Raw genomic sequence first — 26,629 nt, forward strand, 5'->3', positions numbered from 1 at the left:
TGATTAAACCACCATTAATTGCCTAAAGATCACGCAATACAGTAAGCGGAGTTTAGTGAAGTGATGAGCACAGGGTTGAACAACCAGAAGGTACGCCACCACAACAAGCAGGTGCTGCTGGCCCTGCTCTACCAGCTCAAGGAGGCGAGCAAGTCCACCCTGGCGCGCCACTGCGAGCTCTCCATTCCTGCTGTCAGCAAGATCCTCGACGAGCTGGTGGCCGAGGGGGCCATCAGCCACAGCGACCAGAACCTCTCCCAGCGCGGCATCAATGGCGGCAGCTACCGCATCGCCAGCGGTCAGGGGGCGATCCTCTGCCTCAATATCAGCCCCACCAGTCTGGAGAGCATTCTGGTGGACAACCTGATCACCCCCCTCGACGACTACGCCGGCCAGAAAATTGCGCCGCAAACCCCGGACGAGTTGCTGCGTCTGATTGAGGCCTGCTACTACCAGCACAAGCGCCGCCACAAGGGGCTGGCGATCCGGCTGGCCATCGCGGTACACGGTCAGGTCAACCCGGCGACCGGGGTGTCGCAGACCATGCCGCAGGCTCCCTGGCACGCGCCGGTCGAGCTCAAGTATCTGCTGGAGGAGCACCTCGGCTGCGAGGTGATGGTGGACAACGACTGCATCATGCTGGCGCTGGCCCAGAAGTGGCAGGGAGCGGAGAACGTCGGCGATTTTTGCGTCATCAACGTCGATTACGGCATCGGCTCGGCCTTCATCATCAACGGCCAGATCTACCGGGGAGCCCTGTTTGGCAGTGGCCAGATTGGCCATACCATCATCAACCCGGACGGTAGCGCCTGTGCCTGTGGCCGTTACGGCTGTCTGGAGACGATCGCCTCCCTCTCGGCCATCAAGAAGCGGGCCCGGGTCTTTCTCAAGCAGCAGGGGGCGGATCCCGCTGCGCTGGCGGAGGGGCGTGTCGGCACAGCCCAGCTGCTGGCACGCTACCAACAGGGGGATCCCATGATCCGGGCCATGGTGGACGAAGGAGCCCGTGCCATTGGCCTGAGCCTCTACAACTTCCTCAACATCCTCAACATCAACCGCATCTGGCTCTATGGCCGCAGCTGCGGTTTTGGCGAGGAGTGGCTGCAGACCATCATCCACCAGACCGGTGCCAACCCGTTCGACTGCAGCGATGCCGTCAACGCCACCCACATCCGTTTTGGCCAGCTCAGCCGCGCCCAGCAGGTGATGGGGATTGGCTATCTCTATGTGGAAAGTGCCTTGGCACAGCCTCGCTAGCCTGTTTGCGCAAGGGCTGACTCAGACCCCCGCCTGCTGGCAGGCCCAGTCAATGAAGGCTTGCGCCTTGGGGTTTTGGCAATTGGGCAGGGTGGCGATGTAGTAGCGCTGGGCGCAGCGCACCGCCATCTCCGGGAAGGGGGCCACCAGCTCGCGCCGTGCCAGTCGCTTGCTCACCAGATTCTGACGTCCCATGGCCACCCCGGCGTGGTTCATGGCGGCGATAATGGCGAGATCGGAGCGATCAAACCCCATGCTGGCCCTGCATGCCGAAAGCGACACGCCGGACTGCTCGGCCCAGCCGGACCACTCGTCATCGTTGGAATCCTGGCTCCAGGCTTGCCGATCGTGCAGCAGGCGGCAGCGTGCCAGGTTGGCCGGGTTGCCGAGCAGGCCGTGCTGCTCGGCATACTCGGGGCTGCACACCGGCACCATGTACTCGTCCATCAACGGGTGGATAGCGAGCCGCTCCGGCGCCTTGTCGTCAAAGCAGAGGGCGAGATCGATGCCGTAACCATGCAGGTTGATGTTCTCGTTGCCGGTCATGATGTTGAGCTCTATCTGGGGATGCAGGCGAGAGAAATCCGCCAGTCGCGGCACCAGCCAGCACTGGGCGATGGAGGGTCGTGAGAAGACGGTCAGGGGGCCCGACAGCTCCTGATGGCGGATCTCCAGGATCTCCTGGTTGATGAACTCCAGCGATGAGGTGAGCGCCCAGAACACCCGCTGCCCGTCCGCCGTCAACGCCACCTTGCGGTGAAAACGCTGGAACAGCTTGAAGCCAAGCTCCTCCTCCAGGGCGCTTATCCTGTGGCTCACCGCACTCGGGCTGAGCGCCAGCTCGTCGGCCGCCAGCGCAAAGGAGCCGTGTCTGGCCGCCGCCTCAAAGGTGTGCAGCCTCGCCAGCTGATAGCCGTTGAGCAGCTTGTTGCCCGCAATACGGCTTCTGGCCACCTGATGATCCTGCTGGTACATGACGCCCCCGTTGCCCCCTTCAATACGTGCGCCGATGATACCGAAAAAGTGCCCCTTTGCATCAGCTCATGCCACCCAATGTCGCTCTCAGGTCAACAATGTGATGAATGTGGCGCCCTTGCATCAATCCAGCTCATCCAAGACGCTCATTTCATCATTTGTCACGGCCACCTCATTGGCATTGAATAACGCCAAGCTTATTCCCATGCCGGGGTGCACTATGAGCGCCTCAACAGGGCTCGGCGCCCCCGGCCGACAGCCATCATAGACCCCATGGCTCTGTGCCAGGTTTGCCACGGTGGGCGCAACCCTGCTGGCACCTGCATGCCCGAGTTCAATGACGAAGCCGAGAACACCATGAAAAACATCGACGTATCACGACTCACCCAGCAGTTTCCGCTGCTGCAATCCCTGATCGCGCTGGAACCGGTCAGCTGGTTCAACCCCAAGGCCACCACCCTAGTGGAAGGTCTTCCCTATGTGGGGCTGGATGGCTGCGATGTGGCGGATGCCTCCGCCCGCCTGGCCCGCTTCGCCCCCTACCTGTGCGAAGCCTTCCCCGAGACCCGCGCCAGCAAGGGCATTCTGGAGTCCGAGATCGCCGCCATTCCCGCGATGCAGGCCACTCTCAACCAGCGTTACGGCGTTGAGGTCGCCGGTCGATTGCTGCTCAAAAAAGACAGCCATCTGCCCATCTCCGGCTCCATCAAGGCGCGCGGCGGCATCTACGAGGTGCTGGCCCATGCCGAGCAGCTGGCGATCAAGGCCGGCCTGCTCTGCGAAGAGGACGACTATCGCAAGCTGTTCACGGACGAGTTCCGCCAGTTCTTCAGTCAGTACAGCATCGCGGTAGGCTCCACCGGCAACCTCGGCATGTCCATCGGCATCATGAGCGCCCGCCTCGGCTTTCGCGTCACCGTCCACATGTCGGCCGATGCGCGGGAGTGGAAGAAGCTCAAGTTGCACGAACATGGCGCCATCGTGGTGGAATACGCCGAGGATTACGGGGTGGCGGTGGAGCAGGGCCGCAAGGAGGCCGAACGCGACCCCGCCTGTTTCTTCATCGATGACGAGAACTCCCGCACCCTGTTCCTCGGCTACGCGGTGGCCGGTGAGCGGGTGAAAAAGCAGTTTGATGACATGGGGATTGTGGTGGATGCCGACCATCCGCTGTTTGTCTACCTGCCCTGCGGTGTCGGTGGCGGCCCAGGCGGGGTGGCCTTTGGTCTCAAGCTCGCGTTCGGGGACAACGTCCACTGCCTGTTCGCCGAGCCGACCCACTCCCCCTGCATGCTGCTCGGGGTGCACACCGCCTTGCACGATGCCATTGCGGTGCAAGACCTTGGCATCGACAACCTCACTGCGGCCGACGGCCTCGCCGTAGGGCGCGCCTCCGGTTTTGTCGGCCGCGCCATGGAGCGGCTGCTGGCAGGTTTCTACACCCTGAGCGATCAGGAGATGTACGACCTGCTGGGACTGCTGGCGCGCGATGAGCAGATCAAGCTGGAACCCTCGGCGCTGGCCGGCATGGCAGGCCCGTGGCGCGTCGCGGCCGACCTTGAGTGGCAAACTGGCCAGGGGCTGGATGCAGCCAAAATGGCCAGCGCCACCCACCTGGTGTGGGCCACCGGCGGCGGAATGGTGCCTGCCGAGGAGATGGAAAAGTACCTGGCCAGCGCCCGCTTCTGATCTTTTTTTCAGCCATAAAACCCGCCAGACTGGCGGGTTTTTCTCGTGTGAGATCAGCGAGATGGCGTGCATGTTCGGGTGCATATAAAGTGGACGGCCAGACAGCTGGACACCCTGAATTGCTGACAATCCCCCCAAGCTGGTTATTTTGTGATACGATAGTGACCGTTTTTTGACATCTGCACCCACGTTGGCGCCCTGTTCGGGCGAGATCGCGACCCAATCCGTCGATCACAACCATCACGGGCATGCAGAAAAACCGTGGCCTGATGGCCCCGTCCGGCACAAAGCCTGGCGGCGGTCAGCAAGACACACGAGATAAGGAGATCGGGCAATGAAACAATATCAAAGCTGGCTGGGACAATATCTGATGAGTCGCCGCGATGGGGACCACGCCATGGCATCCGAACTCGCCAGCTCCATCTGCGAGTTCTGGCAGGCCCAGGGAGACGAGGCCGAGTTCAGCAAATGGCAGCAGATCTACCAGCAGCACGTGGAAAAGACCACCTGACCCATTGGGTGCCTCCCTCGGCACCCGCCCATCACCCATAAAAAAACCGGCGCTCATGGCGCCGGTTTTGCATTTCAGGGACCAAATTACATCTGGTCGACCATATCCTGGGCGAACTGGGAGCAGGAGCGCAGGGTGGCCCCTTCCATCAGACGCTCGAAGTCATAGGTGACGGTCTTGTTGCGGATCGCCGCTTCCATCCCCTTGATGATGAGGTCGGCCGCCTCAACCCAGCCCATGTGACGCAGCATCATCTCGGCAGAGAGGATGAGGGAGCCCGGGTTGACCTTGTCCTGACCTGCGTACTTCGGCGCAGTGCCGTGGGTTGCTTCGAACAGGGCCACGCCGTCGCCGATGTTGGCACCCGGTGCGATGCCGATACCGCCCACCTGGGCCGCCAGCGCGTCGGAGATGTAGTCGCCGTTCAAGTTCATGCAGGCGATGACGTCATACTCGGCCGGGCGCAGCAGGATCTGTTGCAGGAAGGCGTCGGCGATGACGTCCTTGACGACGATGGTCTTGCCGGTTTTCGGGTTCTTGAAGGAGCACCAGGGGCCGCCGTCGATGAGCTGGGCATCGTACTCTTTCTGGGCCAGGGCGTAGCCCCAATCCTTGAAGGCACCTTCGGTGAACTTCATGATGTTGCCCTTGTGCACCAGGGTCACGGAGTCGCGATCGTTGTCGATGGCATACTCGATGGCGGCACGGACCAGACGCTCGGTACCGGCCTTGGACATGGGCTTGATGCCGATGCCGCAGGTCTCGGGGAAGCGGATCTTCTTCACGCCCATCTCGTTTTGCAGGAAGGCGATCACCTTCTTGGCTTCGTCGCTGTCGGCTTTCCACTCGATGCCGGCGTAGATGTCTTCGGCGTTCTCGCGGAAGATCACCATGTCGGTCAGATCAGGACGCTTGACCGGGCTCGGGGTGCCCTCGTAGTAACGGACCGGACGCAGGCAAATGTAGAGATCCAGCTCCTGGCGCAGGGCCACGTTGAGGGAGCGAATACCGCCGCCGACCGGGGTGGTCAGCGGGCCCTTGATGGCCACGCAGTATTCACGAATGAAATCCAGGGTTTCGGCCGGCAGCCAGGCACCTTCGCCATAGACATGAGTCGACTTCTCGCCGGTGTAGATCTCCATCCAGGCGATCTTGCGCTCGCCTTTGTAGGCTTTCTCGACCGCGGCATTGACCACATTCAACATGGCCGGGGTCACGTCCACACCGATGCCATCCCCTTCGATAAACGGAATGATCGGATGGTTGGGAACCTGCAGCTTGCCGTTGGCATCGACTGTGATTTTCTGGCCCTGGGTCGGGATAACTACTTTGCTTTCCATCGGCATCTCCTAACTTCCGTTTGTTATCAATCTGTAAGTTGCGCGCGGCCATCTTAAGCCCATCCATTTGCAGAATCAAATGGCGAGCACGCATGTCAGACCATAGTCGCGCACTGGATCACAATGCGTCCCCTCTGCCTGCTCCGGATCCGAAGCAGCCCTGCCGGCGCCTGACTCGGACAGGCTCCAGCAGCATCCCTGCTTATCCCGCCAGCCCCTCGGCCTGCCCCTGCGGCTGGCTGAGCGCCCGGTACTGGGAGGGGGTCAGCCCGGTCTTCTGCTTGAACACCCGGCAAAAATAGTTCACATCGCTGTAACCACAGCGGCTGGCCACCTCTTCAAGGCGAAAGCGGTATTTCTTGAGCATGAACTTGGCCCGATCGATGCGCACCCAGCTGATGTAATCGGCCAGGCGCATGTGCCCCTGCTCACGAAACAGGTGCGACAGGTGGCTGGCCGAGACGTTGAAGCGATGGGCGATCGAATCCCGGCTGATGGGGCGGTGAAAATTCTCCTGGATATAGATGCAGATCCCGTGAAACAGCTCGGCCCCCCGCGGCCGCTCGAAGGTCGACTCGGCCAGCAGCTGGCGCACGCTGGTGAGCAGCGCCTGCAGCAGGTGATTGTCGGTGGGGGAGCGCGCGGGATCCTCGGTCAGCACGTTGAGTGCCGCCAGTATGTGTTCGTTCACATGGCCGGCCCGGGCCATGATGCTGTGCTTTTGCACGTCAAAGAAATCGGGGTCTTCCCGCCGCTTGCTCACCAGACTGAAGCCAAGCTGGCGCTTGCCGAACAGCAGGCTCAGCACCGAGCAGTCGGTGGTCCAGAGCGGCTTGTTCCAGCCGTTGGGGGGGATGTAGAGCGCCTGCCCCGGGGCGATGCAGATCTCCTGGCAGCCCTGCTCCCTGTCCCAGATCTGGTTGCGGTACTCGCCGCTGAACACCAGCTCGAGGCGGGGAAAGTTGACCTGATAGCTGAAACCGGGCGGCACCCCCTGATCCTGGGCAAACCAGATCTGGTCGAAGGGGGCCTGCTCGTGGAGGGCGCCATCGAGCAACTGGCTGAAGACAAGAGACATGCTGATCCTGATCAAGAGAGAGGCAAGCGGTTGCGGTGCCCGCGACCGCCCATGTTATAGTCCGGTCCACGGCAGCAATGCCACCCTTTTCTGCACCCGATTTTCTGCACACCAAATGAGGCATCCCTTATGAGCAGTCGCGATCTGCCCTCTTTTTTGTCAATGCAAAATCCGATTCAAGGCTACGACTGGGGCAGCCATGACGCCCTCACCACCCTGTTCGGCATCCCCAATCCGGCGGGCAAACCCCAGGCCGAGCTGTGGATGGGTGCCCACCCCAACGGCTGCTCCGAGGTAGTGCTGGCCGGGCAGACGCAAAAGCTCTCGACCCTGATAGAGAGCGCCCCCGCCGCCGTACTGGGTGAAGCCACCCAGACCCGTTTTGGCAGCCTGCCGTTCCTGTTCAAGGTGCTGTGCGCCGAGAAGGCTCTCTCCATTCAGGTGCACCCGAGCAAGGCGCAGGCCGAAGCAGGCTTTGCCAAAGAAGAGGCCGCCGGCATCTCGCCCAAGGCCGCCAATCGCAACTACAAGGATCCCAACCACAAGCCCGAGCTGGTGTTTGCCCTCACCCCCTATCAGGCGATGAACGGTTTTCGCGCCATCCCGGCCATCCTGGCGCTGTTCGAGCGGGTCAAGCTGCCTGCCCTTGCCGAGCTGGTTGCCGCCCTCGCTGCCAGCCAGAATGAAGCGGGCCTGCAGCACTTCTTCCACCAGCTGCTGGTGCTGGAAGGGGCGCGCAAGGAGGAGGCACTGGCGGGCCTGCTGGCCTTTGCCGCCAAGCATCAGGATGAAGAGACCTTTGCGCTGATCACCAGTCTGGCCGCCCAGTACCCGGGGGACGTGGGGCTCTTCTCGCCGCTCTTGCTCAACGTAGTGACCCTGCAGCCCGGTCAGGCGATGTATCTGGACGCCTGCACCCCGCACGCCTATGTGCGCGGCACTGGCCTCGAGATCATGGCCAACTCCGACAACGTGCTGCGCGCCGGACTCACTCCCAAGTACATAGACGTGGCCGAGCTGTTGGCCTGCACCCGCTGCCTGCCCAAGCCGGACGACCAGATCCTGCTTGCCCCCCGCCTGGACGGGGCGGTGCAGCACTTCGAGGTGCCGGTGCCGGACTTCACCTTCAGCGTCTACCCGGCGGGCGAGCATCAGCTCACCACCGCCAGCGCCGAGATCCTGTTTGCCATCGACGAGGCGGTGATCCTCAAGCGCGGTGACGACACCCTGCGCCTCGAGAAGGGTCAGTCCGCCTTCATCCCGGCCGCCACCGGCCGCTACCAGCTGCTGGCCGAGGGCCGGGTCGCCCGCGCCGGCAACCGCTGCTAAGCCGGTTCAAATCGACCCATGACAACAAGGGCCATCCAGGATGGCCCTTGTTGTTGGCAGTGACCGCCACTGTCCACTTCCGCCTTTGCCGACTAATTTCTTGATGTGCGGCATAAAATCATCAGATCCTGCTGTCGCCCTCTGCCGGGTTGGCTATCATGCCCGTCTGGCTATCACATGCCTTGATACCCGCCGGAGCAGCACTGTCAGCCGGCCCCAGTTCAGGAAGAACATCATGAAAGGCTACTGCGGACTATCCGTTTTACTGCTGGCGCTGCTGGGCGGCCCGGTGCACGCCGCCTGCGACAAGGGGGTGGCGCTCAGGCTGGCCAAGGCGTTCTGGAGCGAGCACAAGGATTTCTATTACGCCGATCCGGCGCCGCTCAAGGCGCTGCTCACCCCCGACTTCTTTGCCGTGCTGAGCAGCGAGGCCGAGTGCAACGCCGACGGCGAGGTGTGTGCCATCGATGCCGACCCCTGGATCAACGCCCAGGATGGCGAAGTGAGCGAGCCCGTCAGCTTCACCCTGGCCAAGGAGCAAGAGCAAGGGGTAACGGTCAGGATGCACTATCTGTTCGCCCTCTCCGACACCCAGAAAGAGCCGCAGACCGTCAGCCTCCACTTTCAAAAGAGCGGCGACAACCGCTGCTACCTGATGGATGACTTCATCCCCCCCGGCGATGGCTCCCTCAAACAGCGCCTGCGCCAGTGGCAGAGCCACAACGCCATCGAGTTGCAATAAAAAACCCCCGCCATACAGGCGGGGGTTTTGCATTCAGCCGAGCCACACGCATCAGCGCCGGGCCCGTAGCGAGGTCACTCCTCTACTGCCTCCGACTGAGGCTCTTCAGCACGGATCTGCTGCAGCTCTTCGACCCTGGCCTGCCATTTGTCGTGGGCCTGTTTGCGCTCCTGTTGCTTGAACTCTTCGCGCATGGTGTCGATATTTTGGGCCAAATTTTCCATCAGGATGTCTCCTTACATCTGGGTGAACATGACAAGTAAAACGGGTTGACGGCACACTCCGCATCAAGGGCGTTGGCCTGTCGGTTCATCAAGTTTGACTTCCGGTTTGCCAAAACTGTCCAACTAAATAAACGATTGGATATGCACAAAGCAATCTAAAAAATGATTAAACGTCTCTCGTAAAACCATCTAAAGGCGGTCAACAGGCCCGCTTTACGCTCCTATGGACGAGATGTAAACCATTAAATATCAATCACTTAAAATACATTCATAGCGAGTGTACACGCCCTTTTCAGGCCGCCAATTATGCACTGATTTTTCACGCCCCGTGTTTGCGTCCCTTGCAACCCCGCCACCATGATCGCCGCCCAGGGCCAGGCAGCCGCTTTTGCTGGTCGGCTCACAGTTTTTCCGCTCGCTCGAGCACACAAATCTCCATCCCTCAACCCACAAAGAGCAGGCCCTCCAACCGCCGGCTGGTGATCAACCTCCCTCAAACCAAGAATAATTATCTGTTTTAAAAGCTATTTTTGTTCATCACCCGCGACCTTCACCAACCGAACAAAATGCGAGCAGGGTCACAGGCAGGCGCCATCAACACAAAAATCCAGTAAAGGGCACATATGTCCGATTTCGGCCTAGGCACTTGGGAGAAACAATAGGCAGGTCAACCAGTTACACCACCGTTTTCAACAGGACCAGTTCCATTCGGACGGCACCAGCCAGGAGAGAACCATGCTCACCACCCTGATAGATGAAGGATTGATCTGCCTCGATCTTGCGGCCCGCGACAAGCAGGCGCTGTTTGTCGAGCTGGCCGAGAGGCTCAAGGCTAGCGGCAAGATAGCCAGTCAGGAGCAGTTTGTGCGCGACCTCTGGGCGCGAGAGGCGCTCGACAACACCGGCTTCGAGCAGGGGGTCGCCCTGCCCCACGCCAAGAGCGAGGCGGTGCGAGAGCCTGCCATCGTGGTCGGCATCAGCCGCCAGGGCATCGACTACGGCGCCGAGGATGGCGAGCCCTCCAAACTGTTCTTCATGATTGCCTCCCCGGCGGGCGGCGCCAACCACCATATCGAGGTGCTGGCCGAACTCTCCACCAAGCTGCTGGAACCCGACTTCATCGCCAGCATACAGGCAGCCACCAGCCACGCCGAGGTACTCGCCTTGCTGGCCGCACCAGGGCCGTCCGCAGCCCCTGCCGCCCCCGCCCAAGCGCAACCTGCCCAGCCGGCAGAGCCGCAGGAGCGCGGCATCAAGGCCCAGCTCAACACCCTCAAGCAGCATTTGCTGTTTGGCACCTCCCACATGATCCCCTTCATAGTCGCAGGGGGCGTGCTGCTGTCGCTGTCGGTGATGATCAGCGGCAAGGGCGCCGTGCCCGAGGCGGGCGTGCTCAAGGACATGGCCGACATGGGGATTGCCGGGCTCACCCTGTTTACCGCCGTGCTGGGCGGCTACATCGCCTACTCCATGGCGGACAAACCGGGCCTGGCCCCCGGCATGATCGGCTCCTGGATTGCCGTGCAGCAGTTTCACACCGGCTTTCTCGGCGCCATCCTGGTGGGCTTTATCGCCGGCCTCATCGTCAACCAGCTCAAACGCATCAAGCTGCCGGATTCCATGAGTTCGCTCGGCTCCATCTTCATCTATCCGCTCATCGGCACCTTCCTGGTGTGCGGCATCGTCATGTGGATCATCGGCGCCCCCATCGCCGCCATGATGGAGGGGATGAACCACTGGCTCTCCGGCATGGCGGGCTCCGGCAAGGTGATGCTGGGGGCCATCCTCGGTGGCATGACCGCCTTTGACATGGGCGGCCCCATCAACAAGGTAGCCACCCTGTTCGCCCAGACCCAGGTCAACACCCAGCCCTGGCTGATGGGCGGGGTCGGCATCGCCATCTGCGTGCCGCCGCTCGGCATGGCGCTGGCAACTCTGCTCTCCCCCAAGCGCTACAAGAAAGAGGAACGTGAAGCGGGCAAGGCGGCCGCCATCATGGGCATGATCGGCATCAGCGAGGGGGCCATTCCGTTTGCCGCCGCCGACCCGGTGCGGGTCATCCCGGCCATCGTCGCAGGCGGCATCGTCGGCAACATCACCGGCTTCATGATGCACAGCATCAACCACGCCCCCTGGGGCGGCTGGATCGTGCTGCCGGTAGTCGAGGGCAAGATGGGCTATATCCTCGGCACCCTGCTCGGTGCCCTCACCACGGCCCTTATCGTCAACCTGCTGAAAAAGCCGGTCAGCGACACCGAAGAGAGCAGCGAGCGCCAGGAGGAGTACCAGATCATCGAGGCGGAAGGGGAAGCCGAGGTGCTGGCCATCACCGCCTGCCCCTCCGGCGTGGCCCACACCTTCCTGGCCGCCAAGAGCCTGCAAAAGGCGGCCGCCAAGGCCGGCATCAAGCTCAAAGTGGAAACCCAGGGCGCCAACGGCATCATCAACCGCATCAGCGCCAAGGACGTGGCAAACGCCCGCTGCGTCATCCTGGCCCACGATGTGGCCATCAAGAACAGGGAGCGCTTCGCTAATATCGAGGTCATCGACGTCAAGACCCGGGAGGCCATCCACAACCCGGAGGGGCTGCTGGCCCGCACCCGGCCGGGGCGTCAGGTGGCCTGACAACGAGACTTGAGAGTACCTGCGACAGAAGGGGCCGAGGGCCCCTTCTTTTATCCCGGCATCAGGCTGCAAGCCTTCGTCAGCCGCCCGAACGGGGATGGCGACCTCACCCACAGGATCGATAAGATAGGAGCCATATTGTGCCTTCGCCTGCCAGCCGGCCTGGCGACCACACATGGACGGAGCCTTGCACAGATGGATCTGACGGACGTACGGCTCACCCTGCCCGAGTGCCTCGCCCGCCATCCCGAATAAACGCCAGTTGCTGTGCCTGCGGTTCGCACAAGGTTCGGTTTCGAAGCCGCGCTATTCTCTGACAGATTCATATATCAACTAGATGAGTGAAGGGACGCCCAGTGAGTAATCGAACAGCCGCTGCCCGTTGGCGCTGGCTTCGCCAACATATAAAAACATTGCGCAATTCTGAGCTGGAACCCGAAGAAAAGGGGACAACTTGGCGCTTTGCGGGATTAGTCGTGGCGGCCATTCCTGCCCTGACAGCAGCAACCTATCTCCTGGGGATGGCCTATCACTATGGCTATACCTTGGCGTTTAACCTGGACTATGCCGAATTTTCTCCGCCGGCAGATTATCTGCTAGCCTTTGGCCTGCTCACGACTCTCAATATGCTCAAACCCTGGATGTGGCCTGTATTGGGTAGCATACTCACAATTTTCTTTATGGCTTTCATCCTAATCACCAGCCCCCGCAGAAGACTCCACCTCACCTGGTTATGGCAAACGTCGAGCTTATACCGCTGGCTGGTAAAACGAGCTAAAAAGCGCCGACGTTACCCCGCGCCTTCTCTTTTCAAGGTATTTGTTTGGATGGTGGATAGTTATGACAAATTTGCCTTCTTGTTGTTATCCGTATTGATCCCCGTCATGGGTGCGCTCTGGTTTTTTGTGAAAGGTGTTGAAGAGGCACAAACACAGATCTCCCGCCTCGAACAAGACAAATGGCCGCAGACAGAGGCCCATAGTCAGTCTCCCCTGCTGGGGAATGAGCCTCATATTCGCATCGCCTGCAACACTTCCCACTGCGCCTATCGCCTCAAGGGGGGTGATACCCTGATCCTGCGCTTCGATCAGATAGAAGAGACCCGCTATCGGCCTGACAAGGCCGCCTCGAAATAGCAACCGCCGCCCGAGGGCGGCGGTGCTCTATCTGGCCAGCAGCTCTTGCAGCGCGCCGATCAGGGCGTCGAGTCCTTTATCTACTTTTGAGCGCGGGCAGCCGACGTTGAGGCGAAGATAGCCTTTGCCTTCGGGGCCATAGGTGTCGCCGCGCATGATGGCGACCCGGTATTTCTCCACCAGCAAGCGTTGCAGCGCATCCATCCGCTCGGTGGAGTCGATGCCGAGGCCACTCAAGTCAATCCAGGCGAGATAGGTCCCCTCAGGCACCCGATAGTCGATGGCGGGAAAAGCGGTGTTGAGCCGCGCCGCCACCTGGACGAGGTTACCGTGCAGATAAGCTTTCAGGGCATCAAGCCAGGCGCCACCGTCCCGATAGGCGCTGATATGGGCCAGCACCCCGAGAATGGGCGGCGATGAGAGACCATGGCCCGCCTTGAGCCGCTGCAGATAGCCGGCCCGCGCTTCGGCGTTGGCAATAAAGGCGTAGGCGCCGCCAAGGGCCGGAATATTGAAGGATTTTGAGCCCGAGCTCACCAGTGCCCAGTTGTCATCCGGCGCCACCTCGCTCCACGGCAGGTAGCGGGCAAAACTCATATCCATATGGATGTCGTCCGAGATGACCCTGACCCCGTGGCGCTGGCAGATAGTGGCCATCCGGCCCAGTTCATCCCGCGTCCAGACCCGGCCGGTGGGGTTGTGGGGGCTGCACAGCAGCAAAATCCTGCAATCGGGGCGGGCGGCTTGCTGCTCGAAACATTGCCAGTCGATCTGGTAACTCCCCTGCTCTTTTTTAATCGGGCAAGGCAGCAGCACCCTGTCGTTGGCGGCCAGCATATTGCCGAAGGCGTCGTACGCGGGGGTATGCACCAGCACCCCCTCCCCCGGCGCCGACCAGAGGCTCACCAGCTGGGCGATCACATAGATGACCGAGGGGCCGTAGACCAGGCTCTCGGGGTCAAGGCGAGAGCCGTAGCGGTGCGCAAACCAGTCGCTCACCGCCCCCTTGAAGTCGTCGTGATTCCAGCGACTGTAGCCAAAGACCCCGTGTTCGAGGCGCCTGGCCAGGGCCTGACGAATACAGGGGGCAGTCTCGAAGTCCATGTCGGAGATGGTAAAGGGGAGCAGGTCGGCGTGGCCGAAGCGGTCGGCCACATAGTCCCACTGGGTGCAGTAGGTGCCATGGCGATCGACCAGGCGATCAAAATCAAAGGATTCGGTAGTGGGCATCTCTTTCTCCCCAGCAAAAACAGCAATGAACAAGGGGGCATGGCGCCCCCCAACGCAGGGTAACAGAGGGTCGACTCAGGCCCCCATCAGGCTCTGCAGCTGGTTTTTCACCAGATGAACCTGGGGCCCGATCACCACCTGCAGGTTGTGCTCGTCGAGCTTGATCACCCCGATGGCGCCGTTCGCCTTCAATACCTTGTCATCGACCCGGCTCATGTCCTGCACCGACATCCGCAGGCGGGTGATGCAGTTATCCAGCGCCAGAATGTTGCCGGCGCCGCCCAGCGCATTGAGGATGATTTCGCCGTTGTAGCCGCTGTTGCCTGCCTTCTTGCCTGCGGGTTGAGCCGCCTCGCTGGTCTCGATTTCACGGCCGGGGGTTTTCAGGTTGAAGCGCACGATGGCGAAGCGGAACACGCTGTAGTAGATGGCAAACCAGATGGCCGCCGCGACCGGCACCAGATACCACTTGGTGGCGGTGCCCTGCAGCACGCCGAACACCAGAAAATCGATGAGGTTGCCGTCGGTATTGCCGATGGTGACACCAAGCAGCCCCATGGTCATAAAGCCCAGACCCGTCAGGATGGCGTGAATGACGTAGAGCACAGGCGCCACGAACAGGAACAGGAACTCCAGCGGCTCAGTGATGCCGCCGATGACGCAGGCCACCACGCCGGAGACCAGCAGCGCCTTGATCTTGCCGCGATTCTCCGGGCGGGCGCAGTGATACATGGCGAGCGCCGCCCCCGGCAGGCCGCCGAGGAAGGCCGGCATCTTGCCCTGAGAGAGGAAAGAGGTGGCCGACACCGAGAACTGGGTGGTGTCGGCGCAGGAGAGCTCGGCGTAGAAGATGTTGAGGGCACCGCTCACCTCGTTGCCGCACACCAGTTGGGAGCCGCCCGCCTCGGTGAAGCGAATGAGCGCCACCAGAATGTGGTGCAGACCGAGCGGCAGCAGCAGCCGCTCGCCGGTACCGAACAGGAAGGGGCCGAAGGGGCCGGCGTGGGAGATGAGCGCCCCTATGCCGTTGATGCCGGCGGCAAACCAGGGCCAGACCAGGGGCACCACCAGACCGACCACCCCCAGCACGATGGCGGTGATGATGGGCACGAAGCGGGCCCCGCCGAAGAAGGCGAGCGCATCGGGCATCCTGTAGGTGTAGAAGCGGGCGTGTAACTTGGCGACGATCACCCCGACGATGATGGCCCCCAGAATGCCGGTGTCGATGGAGCTGATGCCGAGGATGGATTTCACCCCGTAGGCCTTCTCCGCCGCTGCGTCACCGATGACATTGGCCACGGTCAGGTAGAAGTTGATGGAGAGGTTGAGCGCCGCATAGCCGACGAAACCGGCAAAGGCCGCCACCCCCTTCTCTTCCCGTGCCAGCCCCAGCGGAATGGCCACCGCGAACATCACCGGCAGGTAGATAAAGGCCACCAGCCCCACCTTGGTCATCCAGAGGAACAGCAACTGCAGCACGGTATTGTCGAGAAAGGGCATGCTCTGCTTGACCGCATCGCTGGTGAGCGAGCTGCCGACACCGAGCAGAATGCCCGAGAAGGCCAGCAGGGCGACCGGCAACATAAAGGTCTTGCCGAGGCTCTGCAGGAACTCCCATACGGTGGATTTGGCGGGGGACTTGGCCATGTGTCAGATCCTTGTGAGGTGAGGGTCATTCGATACGCCAGCCCGGTGGCCTCCCTGACGGATGGCAACGGCGAGCCGTATCTGGTTTTGCTGGATGATAAAACGTTTTATCAACTTACAAGTGCCGACAGGATCACAGAATATAAGTGCTGTCAGGGAAGCGCTTGCAAAACTGTGAGCCGGATCGGCCCGAGGGTGATGTAACGTTTCACTCAGGCATATGAGCAGGTATGCTGGGGCCTCGCTCTCAACTCGCCGTCGCCCGTTCGCCCTATGTCGCCCAAATCCCTCTCTGCCAAAGCCACCAAGATCACCGATGTCGCCCAGTGGGCGGGAGTATCGGTCACTACCGTTTCCATGGTGCTCAACGGCAAGGGGCGCATCTCGCCGGCCACCGCCGAGCGGGTGCAGCAGGCGATCAGGGCGCTCGACTATGTGCCCAACAGCGCCGCCGCCAACCTGCGCAGCCAGCAATCCAACCTGGTGGGGTTGATCCTGCGGGACATCACCGACCCCTTCTATACCGAGGTGACCGCCGGGGTGAGCGAGGTGCTGGAGCAGCAAGGCTATCTGCTGTTTCTGACCCAGTGCGGCCACAGCCCCGAGCGGTTACAGCAGAGCATCCAGTCCCTGTCACGCCAGGGGGTGGCGGGCATCATCTTCAACCCGGTGCGCGGTGCGGCCGCCAAGCCGCTGGAGCACCTGCTCGACTCGGCGCTGCCGCTGGTGTGCGCCGCCCGCTCCTACTATCGGGACGACGTGGACTTTATCGGCCCGGACAACACCCACGCCGCCCAACAGGCCACCACCTACCTTATCGAACAGGGTCACCGCCACATCGCCTATGTCGGCGGGCGGGCCGACTCCCTCACCCGCGCCGAGCGCATCGGCGGCTACTGCGCCAGCCTGTTGCAATACGGCCTGCCCTTCAAACCGGAGTGGGTACTGGAGTGTGAACGCACCCAGCGCAGCGCCGCCGACACCATCGCCCAGCTGCTGCACCAGCACCCCAAGGTGACCGCCATTCTGTGCCACTACCCCGAGGTAGCCCTCGGTGGCATCTACGGCGTCGAGGCGAGCGGCCGCACCGTGGGCAAGGACAACTACATCGGCCAGCAGGTGGCCCTGCTCGGCTTTGACGACGTGGCGGAGGCCGAGCTCACCTCCCCCGCCCTCACCTTCGTCAGCTCGCCGGCGCGAGAGATAGGCCGCCAGGCCGCCCTGCGCCTGCTGACCCGGATGCAGCAACCCGAGCTCGCCCCCAACCGCCATATCATCACCCCCAGCTTGCAGAAACGGGCATCGGCTTGAGTTGGCAAGGCAGGTCCGTCTGCAGCAGACCGAATTTGCCATATCATCACCGCTCATCAGCAAATCGCAGAAGCGGGCGTCGGCTTGAGTTGGCTGGGCAAGCCCGAGCTTACCCCCACCCGCCATATCGTCACTGCTCACCAGCAAACCGCAAAAACGGGCATCGGCCTGAGTTGGCAAGGCTGGCAAATTCACGAGCCGCTACCTCTTCACTTTTCCTGCACCTTGATCCAGCGTCGATAGCGGGCGTTGCCAAGCAGGGTCTGCCACTGCTGGCAGGCCAGCGCCAGGGCGGGCGCGATCTTGGGGCGGCTCGGCTGGCCGCGCCCCAGCCGCCGCAACTGGTATTTCACCATCGCCATATAACCTACCGAGGCCAGCACCTTGTTGCGCCAGGGGATGGGCCTGAGCTCGGCACTTGCCGCCTGCTCATGGTGCCATCTGGCGGGCAGATCCGGGGCGATGGCCAGCGCAGTGGCCATGCCGGCGACCGCCACCCCGCTGCCAAGCACCTGCTCCACCACCGGATAGCGGCGAATTCCCCCGGTCACCATCACGGGCATATGGGCAACGGAGACGATCTCCCGAGCGAACTCCAGAAAATAGGCCTCCCGCGCCAGAGTCCGACCATCGCGGGCCTGGCCGTGCATGGCGGGCGCCTCGTAACTGCCGCCGGAGAGCTCCACCAGATCTACCCCAAGCGGGTTGAGCATCTCCACCACCGCCTTTGCATCCTCGGTGCTGAAGCCGCCACGCTGAAAGTCGGCGGAGTTGAGCTTGACCGATAGTGAAAAGCGCTCCCCCGCCTGCTGACGGATCCCTTCTACTATCTCCAGCAGCAAGCGGGCTCGATTCTCAAGGCCGCCGCCCCAACGATCACTGCGCTGGTTGGTGAGCGGCGAGAGGAACTGGCTCAGCAGATAGCCGTGCGCGGCGTGGATCTGCACCCCGTCAAAACCGACACGCTGTGCCAGCAGCGCCGTGTTGATGAAGCGCGCCTTCACCTCGGCAATGTCGGCCTCGCTCATGGCTCTGGGCGGGGCGAACTGCCTCGAGAAACTGCCGAGCGCCATGGGCACGGCGGAAGGGGCCAGGGTGGGCTGCCCCAGCGCCGCCGGCATCTGGCGACCGGGGTGGTTGATCTGCATCCAGATCTGGGCGCCCCCGCTCTTGGCCGCCTCGGCCCAGGCACTGAAACGCTCGGCCAGCTCTGGGGAGAGATCGTGGGAATCTAGTACCACGCCCCCCGGCCCCGTCATGGCGTGGCCGTCCACCATCACATTGCCGGTGATGAGCAGGCCGACGCCACCCTCTGCCCAAGTACGATAAAGCTGGATCAGCGCCTCTGAGGGGGCATGGTCACGGTCGGCCATGTTCTCTTCCATGGCCGCCTTGGCGAGGCGGTTGATAAGCTGGCTGCCATTGGGCAGGGTCAGGGGAGTAAATGGATTCATGGCGATCTCCTCGGTAATGAGGACCCCACCATAAGTTTGAAGCTGACTTAAAGGTCAAGCCCCTTTATCGGGATGCCGTAGCGATGGGAGAAATGCTATCCACCCGCACAGTCCCTGCTCAGTGCCGTTGACATTCAAGCGGGCTTTAACCCTAGAATTCCCCTTGATCCCGCCGTTTGGCGGGCAGACCCGCCAACCCGCAGCCCAGGAGGCAAGATGAAGATCGGTGAACTGGCCAAACAGACCGGCATGGCGGCCTCGGCCATCCGCTTCTACGAAGCCAGAGGCCTGCTCAGCAAGGTACGGCGGGGTGCCAATGGCTATCGCGACTACCCGCCCGAGACGGTACCCTTGCTGACCATCATCGGCCAGGCGCAACAGGCGGGCTTCTCCCTCGACGAGATCAAGCAGTTGGTGCCCGCAGATATCAGTTCTTGGCAACACGCCCCGCTACTGGCGGCGCTCGAGGCCAAGGTAAGCGACATAGAAGCGCTGGAGGCAAAACTTGCCCACAGCAAGCAGCAATTGCAGGCCCTGATCCGGCTGGTGGAGTCCAAACCCGACGAGATGCCGTGTGAAGAGAACGCCGCCCGGGTATTGGCCAGCATGGGTATTCCCTCCCCCGAGGGCATCGCAAAAAACACCATCGCAGCCAAGCCCGCTACGCGCCCCAAAAAGTGATCCCGCTTGCAACCAGCACACGCCCCCAGCATGGGGGATTGAGAGCCAACTGAAGAAGACTATGATGGGCGCGCCATCCATAACAGGTCATCATCATGACAACAGAGCGCACCGCCCAACCCCAAAGCGAGCCACCAAGCGAAGTCCATCGCTGTGACAAATGCCGGGAGCGCACCCGCCATATCGTGGTGCTGGTGCCACGGGATCACAGTCAGGACATCATGCCCAAGGATCCGCGCAAAGCCTTCTGGCAAGCCTTTCGCTCCAGCAGCCTGACCAACGCGGTATTCGGCCAGACCCTCGCCTATCAGGCCACCCATGTAAAACATCTGATCTGCGAGCGCTGCGGCGAGAAGTTTCTGGAATATTGAGGCCCAGAAGACGGCGCCCCCGGACAGTCAGAGCGAGATAAAAGAGAAATAAAGATGACCTTTGTCGAGATGGCCCCCGGTCAACTGCCGCTGGCGCTGCTGCTGGAGGCCGATCCCGCAGAGCAGCGCATTGCCGCCTATCTGCCCGGCGCCTGGGGCTTTGCCGCCCTGGCGGGCAACGAGGTAGTGGGCGCCTGTGTGACGGGTCTGGTGGGGGAGCAAACGGCCGAGATCTTCAATATCTCCGTTGCCCCCAATCGCCAGCGGCAAGGTATCGGCTCCGGCCTGCTGCGCTTCGTGCTGACCAGCCTGGCCGGGAAAGGGGTACACCGCGTCGAGCTCGGTACCGGCAGCTTCGGCCACCAGCTCACCTATTACCAGCGCCACGGCTTTCGCGTGGATGGCGTCATCAAGGATCACTTCCTTATCCACTATCCGGAGCCCTTGATGGAGCACGGTATCCAGCACAAGGATATGCTGCGGCTTTCACTGATGCTGGAACCCAATAACCCGCTCCATAGCGGCCAGTAACCCGTTGCTACCGGTGGGCGGCAGCCAACACATCATCCTTACCAAGCAATTTATTGATCTGTGGCTGGTTTTTATCAGCCTCTTGTTTTGCCACCCAGTCACCTTGGTTAAGATGTCCACTTGGCAACCATTCTTGCAGAGACACATCTGTGCAGCCGTTTCGCCATCCACCACATCGCCGGATGACCGCAGCAGGCTGGAGGCTGTAATCCACGGGCGGTAGCGTGGGGTTTCGAATAATAGAACTTCTCTCATAGTGCTTAGTGCAGCTTCTACATGCAACCTTGATGTTTCCAGACAGAATATAGATAGGAGCAACAATAATGATATATATCCATCATTATTACTCCTTATTAAATTCACCACCTTTATTGCGAGAGCGCATATTAATTACATTTTTAAGGTGATATTTTGGATCCAATAAATAAAGCAGCTAATTCCGGTATTGATGCGTTACTAGGTTTCGAATTTCAGCGAAACTGCGCACTTTATTTATTACTTAATGATTATGAGCAATTCAAAGAAAGAAATTTCTTCATTTGCATCGAACACCATGATGACTTTCTATATTGTTATCGTACAAACTGCCATCAACTAATTGAAGAAGTCCATGCTTTTCAAGCTAAAAAACTATCTGGAAACGTCTGGTCTATAAATGAAAGATTCTCTGAAATTTTAACAAAAATGCTGGGCGTTGGCATAAGTTTAAAAAGTGACCCAATTACAAAAAGTAAAGACTACTCTCATAAATTAACATTTATATCAAACTCAAACATCGAGTTAAAATACACACCGAAGAAAATTGAAAAAACAAAAGGAAAAAAAGAACTTATTTACACCCTAAATGAACAGAATTGCAAATGTAAGTACAGCACCATACCTGATGAAATAAAAAACAAAATAAAAGAAAAGGTCATTACTTTTTGTGAAAGCAATCAGACTGCTTATCATGATAGTGAATTAGAAAATCTACATATTCAATGGATAGATTTCCCTCGCACCAAAAAACTACAAATCGATACCTTAGTTGGCTTGATGTGTAGAAAATTTCCACATGTTTTCGATCCTGTAGCTGCAGTTGAGTTACTTCTTAGTTTATTTAGAGAGGTCGAATCGACATATAACCAAGGGAAAATTATTACCTTGTTAGATAGCAGTAAGAGAGTGGAAGGGAATGAAATAAAACTAGCCATCGATATAATTGAAAACGAGCAGAAGACATTTAATTTGTGGCGAAACAACTCAGCTGCACTCTCCAGAGCGTTTAGAATCCCTATCGGAATACAAAGCAATCTTGAAAATCACATTCGAAATACATTCGAACTATTGAAAGACATGAATAACAATGAGCATCAAATAATAAAATGTTTCGTAAGAGAAAATGATTTTTCAATGGATTATTATAGTTATGATGAAATGTTTGAGTCTTACCTTTTTAAAATTAAAGAAACACATACACTTAGATTGAGCAACATTGATATTTTCTTTTCCACCTTATGTTCTTTTGTTGAATATCACGGCAAGGCTTTATAATGAAAACCATTATTTAATTTGACTCTTTATTTGTATTCTCAGAATCAAAAAACTGTTGTTTCTATGACACTTTCATTTCTGGTGTAAATATTGTTAGTGGTCGTAATACTTCCGGCAAAAGCTCTTTAATTCAGAGCTTACTATTTACCTTTGGAATTAATGATGTAAAAGAAAGCCTAAGCGAGATTTTAGATTACAACCCAACCTTTAGGATTGACTTTACACGAACAATATCAGGGAGTGATATAACGGAATGCTTTTCGATTGTTCGAGAAATGAAATCAATATATATTAAAGAACCCAGTGGGAAAATAACTTCCTTCTATGGTGTTGATGCAGATAACAGTGCTGAACATATAAAATTAAAAGAGTACATAAGAGAATTAATTGGTTTCAATTTATATTTAGAGCAGAAAGGCGAATTAAAAACAGCACCGCTAGAAAGTATGTTCTTACCATACTATATATCGCAATCTGTTGGATGGGTTTATTTAAGAGAGTCATTTTCAAATCTACAATACTATAAAGGATTTAAAGATGATTATTTAGATTACTATCTTGGGATAAATAATAATTTTGATCGGGTAGAGCATAGACGACTAACAAAAGAAAAAGAACGTCTCACATCAGATATCAACAACCTTAAACGTTACAGTAAAAAATCAGACTTTATATTTGCAACTCTAGTTGATGAGACTTTTGGTGAACATGCCGAAAAATACATTGAACAATACATAATCAAGTCCAATACATTAGATATTGAAAGACATAAATACATCAAACTTTGCAATGAATTATCTCTATTGCAAAATCATCACAAAATATTGAAACGAACGAAGCAAAACATAAAAAGACAAAATTATAATGGTATTGATAGATGCCCTGCATGTACACAAATATTATCGTACTCGCTTGAGGGGCTGTATAGTCATTATCAGAAGTACAATGATACTGTTGAACTAGAAACTCATATTTCAGAACAATTAACTCAAAGAATGTCCACAATAAATTCCACAAATAAAAAAATCATACGTATCAGCAAAGAACTTAACGATGACTACGGCGTGCTTTTATATAAAAAAGTTGATGGAATCACATTTCAACAATGGATTGAAACTAAAGCTAGTCTCTCTCTATATAAACGAATGCAGAAAGAGCTGACTGAGTTTGAGGCTGAGCTAAAAACTATAAATGAAGATCTTGCCTCAATGATCACAGAGCAAACAACAATTGCCGAAAGGAAAAGAATAGAAAGAGCATTTGAAAATATTTTTTCAAAATATACATCACAACTGTCTCTGAAAAACCTTACTGATACAAGATATCTAGCATTATACGAAATCCACTCATTTCCACGTCAAGGCGTTGAACTGCACAAAACAGTAATGGCTTATCACTTTGCATTAAATGAAATAATCAGGATTTCCAACAAAGCACATAGATTACCGTTTTTACTAGATGCCATTTTAAAAGAGGATATTGATAATACTAACCTAGAGCTTATATTATCTTTTGTTGGTAATAACTTGCCGCAAGATACTCAAAGTTTCATATCTATATCCGAACACGTAAAGGAAAATCTTGAAATACCTAATGAAGAGGCTCTAACCCCAATCGAGATGATAAAAGTCAAGGAAGTTAAAAAGAGATTTTTCCCTGAAAACTCTAAGCTTCTTTACATTGGAGATGGTATGTTTGAAAGGAGTTTTCTTTCCCAACGATTAGATGATCATCAAGACATTCATCTGGATACCATTCGAATAACATCACCATAGAACATCAGCTGCGTTTAGCGTCAACTTGTAATAATTGGCGCTAAACGCAGCAAACCGCCACTTACCACAAACTTGAGAATATATCTCCAAAATTTTAAATTTTCCCCTTCACAACACAATATAAAAATTACCCAATACTAGCTGCCTCACTCTGATCGTCATCGGCGTCGCGGCGGCTATCGCGGGAATTGAGTAGCTCGTACATAGTTATCGAGCCAGATGACGGCTCAGTCGGATGCAAAGTACGTCGGTAGGTTCGAATAGCGCAGCGTATTCGGACGTTCGCGTTATCGCCTCTCTCTTTTCGGCCATCCCCTCTCCTACCTCCACCCTGCCTACCCAAACAGGCAGTGCAATTCACTTCGTTCATTGCACCCTACGGGGCCAACTCCTATGGCTTCACTCGCGCGTTGTGGTGGGCTGTCTGGCTCCAATGGCTCAACCCATTTTTCCACCTTTCCCCTCGCCGGTCTCCCCTTATCAAGCGCCCCGTCATTGCCATTTATGTGCGACAGCTCACACACTGCCCGCTCTTTTCACCTCACAAATTTACAGTTTCTCACCGATTCTAGGCCGGATAACATCACTCTCCATCATAAAGGCACGTTGAAACGATCAACACCAAGATGCTGATTTTTCAAAACAAAAAATAACCAATCGATTCAATCAAGACCCATTTTTTCAGCTGGTTTGCAGTGCGATCAGGATCACACACAAGGCCATATCGCACAAAAATCCAGTATTTCGCAGTTTTGTCCGATAGGTGCGCTGCCCTGCGGGCGGGATAATAGTGGGGTCACTTTTGTCTGCATGTCCTGGGCGGTAGCCCAGGAAGAAATGCCAACAGGCTCCGGCCAGGAGCAGGGAGAACGCCATGATCACCACCCTTATCAACGAGCAGCTGATCGCCCTCGATTTAAAGGCCACGCGCAAGGAGGAGGTCTTCACCGAGATGACCCGTCTGCTCGCGGCGCAAGGCAAGGTCAGCGACGAGCAGCAGTTCATCAAGGACCTGTGGGCCCGGGAAGAACTTGACAATACCGGCTTTGAAGAGGGCGTTGCCCTGCCCCACGCCAAGAGTGCGGCAGTGAGCACCCCGGCGGTGGCCATCGGCATCAGCCGCGCCGGTATCGAGTACGGCGCCGAGGATGGCAAGCCCTCCCGGCTGTTTTTCATGATTGCCTCCCCGGCTGGCGGCGCCAACCACCATATCGAGGTGCTGGCCGAGCTCTCCGCCAAGCTGATTGAAGAGGGCTTTATCGATGCCCTGCTGGCAGCCAAGACGCCTACCGATGCGCTGGCTCTGCTGCTCGAGAAGAAAGAAGAGACGGTGGCCACCCCGGCCGCCGACAAGGGGCTGATCATCGGCGTCACCGGCTGCCCGGCCGGCATCGCCCACACCTACCTGGCGGCAGAATCCCTGGAGCGCGCAGCCAAGGAGCTGGGCTTTGAGGTGAAGGTGGAGACCAACGGCTCCATCGGCGTCAAGAACAGCCCGACTGCGGCCGAGATCGCCCGTGCCAGCGCCATCGTGGTGGCCTGCGACAAGCAGGTGGACATGGCCCGCTTCAACGGCAAGCCGCTCATCAAGACCGGCGTGAAGGCCCCCATCAAGGATGGCAAGGGGCTGATTGAGCAGGCACTGAAGGCCCCCGCCTATGTGGCGGACAAGGATGAGCGCAAGAGCGAGGAGAAGAGCTCAGGCGGCAGCTCGGATCTCTACCGTTATCTGATGAACGGCGTCTCCCACATGATCCCGTTTGTGGTCACCGGGGGTCTGCTGATCGCCCTGGCTCTGGCCATCGGCGGCGATCCGACCCCAAGCGGCATGCAGATCCCGGCAGGGAGCATGTGGAACCAGATCCTCAACGTGGGCGTCGCCGCCTTCACCCTGATGATCCCCATTCTGGCGGGCTATATCGCCTACGCCATCGGTGACAGACCCGCGCTGGCGCCGGGCTTTATCGGCGGCTGGATCGCCAACAACGGCAGCTTCTACGGCGCTGACGCCGGCACCGGCTTTATCGGTGCCATCATCGCGGGCCTCCTGGTCGGTTATCTGGTGCGCTGGATCGCCACCCGCCACTACCACAAGATGGTGCAGCCGCTGGTGCCGATCCTGATCGCCCCCATCGTCGGGTCGCTCTTTATCGCTGCGGTCTTCATCTTCATCATCGGCGCCCCCATTGCCGACATGATGACGGGTCTGAACGCCATGCTGCTCTCCATGAGCGGTGGCAGCCTGGTGCTGCTGGGGATCGTGCTGGGCGGCATGGCCGGCTTTGATATGGGTGGCCCGGTCAACAAGGTGGCCTTCCTGTTCTCGGTGGGCATGATCGCCTCCGGCCAGACCCAGTTCATGGGCGCCATGGCCTGCGCCATCCCGGCCGCGCCCCTTGGCATGTCGCTCGCTACCGTGCTCGGTCGCAAGCTCGGCATCTTCGATGCCACCGAGATTGAAGCGGGCAAGGCTGCCGGCGCCATGGGTCTGGTGGGGATCTCCGAGGGGGCGATTCCGTTTGCCGCCCGTGACCCGCTCGCAGTCATCCCGGCCAACGTGCTGGGCAGCATGACCGCCGCTGTGATGGCCTTCCTGTTTGGCATCACCAACAGCGTCGCCCACGGTGGCCCCATCGTGGCCCTGCTGGGCGCCGTCAACAAGCCGCTGCTGGCCCTGCTCTGCATGATCTGCGGCGCCATCGTCACCGGCGTGGTGGCGGTTGCCCTGAAAAAGCTGCGGGTCAAGAAGAGTGATGAGGTGACCCTGGCCAAGGCCGCCTGATCCCCGCCCAACCAAGCCGCCCCCTACGGGGCGGTGACCAAACCAAACGAGGCCACCTGCGGGTGGCCTCCTCTTTTGTCGGGTTCGAGAGAGCCCGTCCACCTCTGCTTTACGACGCAGGCTTGTGATCCTCTTCACGCTTCGCGGCCGGATCCCGCCAAACTAGGAAATTTTCCTACCCCCCCTAGGGATGGCTCTCACGCCATTTGCAGCGCGCCTCATTAAAGTCACGCTACCTGATGTGGTTACCCGACCCGCGCCATGGCGCAAGGGACGGGCATGGGTTCAATCGACAGGGGCTCGCCGCGCATCGCGCCCGCTTCCTGTTGTTCTTTCCGTGGCGTGACCTCCAACTCCAATCAAAAAGGGTGGAACGCGGCGGAAACAGCGTCTATCTCGCAGAGGATG

General features: G+C 58.2%; 22 protein-coding genes. 14 read left to right on the plus strand and 8 right to left on the minus strand.

Translation table 11 applies throughout. The features are described 5' to 3' along the window. Window positions 1-63 precede the first annotated feature (63 nt). Complete coding sequence (locus CK627_RS18950; protein WP_167385384.1) at window positions 64-1,257, plus strand: ROK family transcriptional regulator; 1,194 nt, start codon at window positions 64-66, stop codon at window positions 1,255-1,257. Between the two features lie 21 nt (window positions 1,258-1,278). On the opposite strand, the gene dsdC is transcribed toward CK627_RS18950, so the two are convergent. Next, entirely contained in the window at window positions 1,279-2,232 is a 954-nt protein-coding gene (gene dsdC, locus CK627_RS18955; RefSeq protein ID WP_095593115.1) for a DNA-binding transcriptional regulator DsdC, read from the minus strand. Between the two features lie 357 nt (window positions 2,233-2,589). On the opposite strand from dsdC, the gene dsdA reads away from it, so the two are divergent. Next, window positions 2,590-3,921 carry a D-serine ammonia-lyase gene (gene dsdA / locus CK627_RS18960; RefSeq protein WP_095593539.1) on the plus strand — a complete coding sequence of 444 codons (1,332 nt, stop codon included), beginning with the start codon at window positions 2,590-2,592 and terminating at the stop codon, window positions 3,919-3,921. A 334-nt stretch (window positions 3,922-4,255) separates the two neighbouring features. Continuing rightward, on the plus strand, window positions 4,256-4,432 hold the full coding sequence (locus CK627_RS18965; RefSeq protein WP_011705338.1) for a hypothetical protein: 177 nt from the start codon (window positions 4,256-4,258) through the stop codon (window positions 4,430-4,432). Between the two features lie 86 nt (window positions 4,433-4,518). Here CK627_RS18965 and icd read toward each other — a convergent pair whose 3' ends face one another. Together icd and CK627_RS18975 are read right to left on the minus strand one after the other, a co-directional pair. Then, a complete protein-coding gene (gene icd / locus CK627_RS18970) occupies window positions 4,519-5,772 on the minus strand; it encodes an NADP-dependent isocitrate dehydrogenase (RefSeq protein ID WP_017786499.1) in 1,254 nt (417 codons plus the stop codon). 202 nt (window positions 5,773-5,974) lie between these two features. Next, window positions 5,975-6,850 carry a helix-turn-helix transcriptional regulator gene (locus CK627_RS18975; RefSeq protein WP_005298937.1) on the minus strand — a complete coding sequence of 292 codons (876 nt, stop codon included), beginning with the start codon at window positions 6,848-6,850 and terminating at the stop codon, window positions 5,975-5,977. A gap of 129 nt (window positions 6,851-6,979) precedes the next feature. Between CK627_RS18975 and manA the strand changes: the two genes are divergently transcribed. Together manA and CK627_RS18985 are read left to right on the plus strand one after the other, a co-directional pair. Next, on the plus strand, window positions 6,980-8,179 hold the full coding sequence (gene manA / locus CK627_RS18980) for a mannose-6-phosphate isomerase, class I (RefSeq protein ID WP_095593116.1): 1,200 nt from the start codon (window positions 6,980-6,982) through the stop codon (window positions 8,177-8,179). 235 nt (window positions 8,180-8,414) lie between these two features. Beyond that, complete coding sequence (locus CK627_RS18985; RefSeq protein WP_043170106.1) at window positions 8,415-8,921, plus strand: hypothetical protein; 507 nt, start codon at window positions 8,415-8,417, stop codon at window positions 8,919-8,921. Between the two features lie 74 nt (window positions 8,922-8,995). Here the strand turns inward: CK627_RS18985 and CK627_RS18990 are convergent, their stop codons facing one another. Then, window positions 8,996-9,145, minus strand: coding sequence for a hypothetical protein (locus tag CK627_RS18990; RefSeq protein WP_005298930.1), 150 nt, complete (start codon window positions 9,143-9,145; stop codon window positions 8,996-8,998). Window positions 9,146-9,880: 735 nt separating this feature from the next. On the opposite strand from CK627_RS18990, the gene CK627_RS18995 reads away from it, so the two are divergent. After that, window positions 9,881-11,770: a PTS fructose transporter subunit EIIC gene (locus tag CK627_RS18995; protein ID WP_095593117.1), complete on the plus strand. Its 1,890-nt coding sequence runs from the start codon at window positions 9,881-9,883 to the stop codon at window positions 11,768-11,770. A gap of 356 nt (window positions 11,771-12,126) precedes the next feature. Next, window positions 12,127-12,906 carry a hypothetical protein gene (locus CK627_RS19000; protein ID WP_254425331.1) on the plus strand — a complete coding sequence of 260 codons (780 nt, stop codon included), beginning with the start codon at window positions 12,127-12,129 and terminating at the stop codon, window positions 12,904-12,906. Window positions 12,907-12,933: 27 nt separating this feature from the next. Here CK627_RS19000 and CK627_RS19005 read toward each other — a convergent pair whose 3' ends face one another. Then, the gene (locus CK627_RS19005) at window positions 12,934-14,136 is read right to left on the minus strand and encodes a MalY/PatB family protein (protein ID WP_095593119.1); all 1,203 of its coding nucleotides are present in this window, start codon (window positions 14,134-14,136) and stop codon (window positions 12,934-12,936) included. A 75-nt stretch (window positions 14,137-14,211) separates the two neighbouring features. Further along, window positions 14,212-15,783, minus strand: a complete 1,572-nt coding sequence (malX, locus tag CK627_RS19010; RefSeq protein ID WP_095593120.1) for a maltose/glucose-specific PTS transporter subunit IIBC — start codon at window positions 15,781-15,783, stop codon at window positions 14,212-14,214. A 273-nt stretch (window positions 15,784-16,056) separates the two neighbouring features. On the opposite strand from malX, the gene CK627_RS19015 reads away from it, so the two are divergent. Further along, window positions 16,057-17,094, plus strand: a complete 1,038-nt coding sequence (locus tag CK627_RS19015; RefSeq protein ID WP_095593121.1) for a Mal regulon transcriptional regulator MalI — start codon at window positions 16,057-16,059, stop codon at window positions 17,092-17,094. A gap of 209 nt (window positions 17,095-17,303) precedes the next feature. Here the strand turns inward: CK627_RS19015 and CK627_RS19020 are convergent, their stop codons facing one another. Continuing rightward, entirely contained in the window at window positions 17,304-18,548 is a 1,245-nt protein-coding gene (locus CK627_RS19020; RefSeq protein WP_095593122.1) for an NADH:flavin oxidoreductase/NADH oxidase family protein, read from the minus strand. Between the two features lie 216 nt (window positions 18,549-18,764). On the opposite strand from CK627_RS19020, the gene CK627_RS19025 reads away from it, so the two are divergent. The 5 genes from CK627_RS19025 to CK627_RS19045 all read left to right on the plus strand — a co-directional run bounded on the left by CK627_RS19025 (window position 18,765) and on the right by CK627_RS19045 (window position 23,439). After that, window positions 18,765-19,229, plus strand: a complete 465-nt coding sequence (locus CK627_RS19025) for a MerR family transcriptional regulator (protein ID WP_095593123.1) — start codon at window positions 18,765-18,767, stop codon at window positions 19,227-19,229. 95 nt (window positions 19,230-19,324) lie between these two features. Continuing rightward, window positions 19,325-19,600 carry a hypothetical protein gene (locus tag CK627_RS19030; RefSeq protein WP_095593124.1) on the plus strand — a complete coding sequence of 92 codons (276 nt, stop codon included), beginning with the start codon at window positions 19,325-19,327 and terminating at the stop codon, window positions 19,598-19,600. 54 nt (window positions 19,601-19,654) lie between these two features. Next, window positions 19,655-20,131: a GNAT family N-acetyltransferase gene (locus CK627_RS19035; RefSeq protein ID WP_095593125.1), complete on the plus strand. Its 477-nt coding sequence runs from the start codon at window positions 19,655-19,657 to the stop codon at window positions 20,129-20,131. 411 nt (window positions 20,132-20,542) lie between these two features. Continuing rightward, complete coding sequence (locus tag CK627_RS19040; protein ID WP_217349750.1) at window positions 20,543-21,664, plus strand: dsDNA nuclease domain-containing protein; 1,122 nt, start codon at window positions 20,543-20,545, stop codon at window positions 21,662-21,664. A gap of 275 nt (window positions 21,665-21,939) precedes the next feature. Next, entirely contained in the window at window positions 21,940-23,439 is a 1,500-nt protein-coding gene (locus CK627_RS19045; RefSeq protein ID WP_217349751.1) for a hypothetical protein, read from the plus strand. Window positions 23,440-24,120: 681 nt separating this feature from the next. Here the strand turns inward: CK627_RS19045 and CK627_RS22700 are convergent. Then, window positions 24,121-24,315, minus strand: a complete 195-nt coding sequence (locus CK627_RS22700) for a hypothetical protein (protein ID WP_157737198.1) — start codon at window positions 24,313-24,315, stop codon at window positions 24,121-24,123. Here CK627_RS22700 and CK627_RS19050 point away from each other — a divergent pair. Beyond that, the gene (locus CK627_RS19050) at window positions 24,314-26,221 is read left to right on the plus strand and encodes a PTS fructose transporter subunit IIABC (protein WP_095593126.1); all 1,908 of its coding nucleotides are present in this window, start codon (window positions 24,314-24,316) and stop codon (window positions 26,219-26,221) included. The two genes, CK627_RS22700 and CK627_RS19050, sit on opposite strands and share 2 nt — an antisense overlap. Window positions 26,222-26,629: the final 408 nt, after the last annotated feature.

The sequence above is a fragment of the Aeromonas dhakensis genome (assembly GCF_002285935.1).
Lineage (GTDB): Bacteria > Pseudomonadota > Gammaproteobacteria > Enterobacterales > Aeromonadaceae > Aeromonas > Aeromonas dhakensis.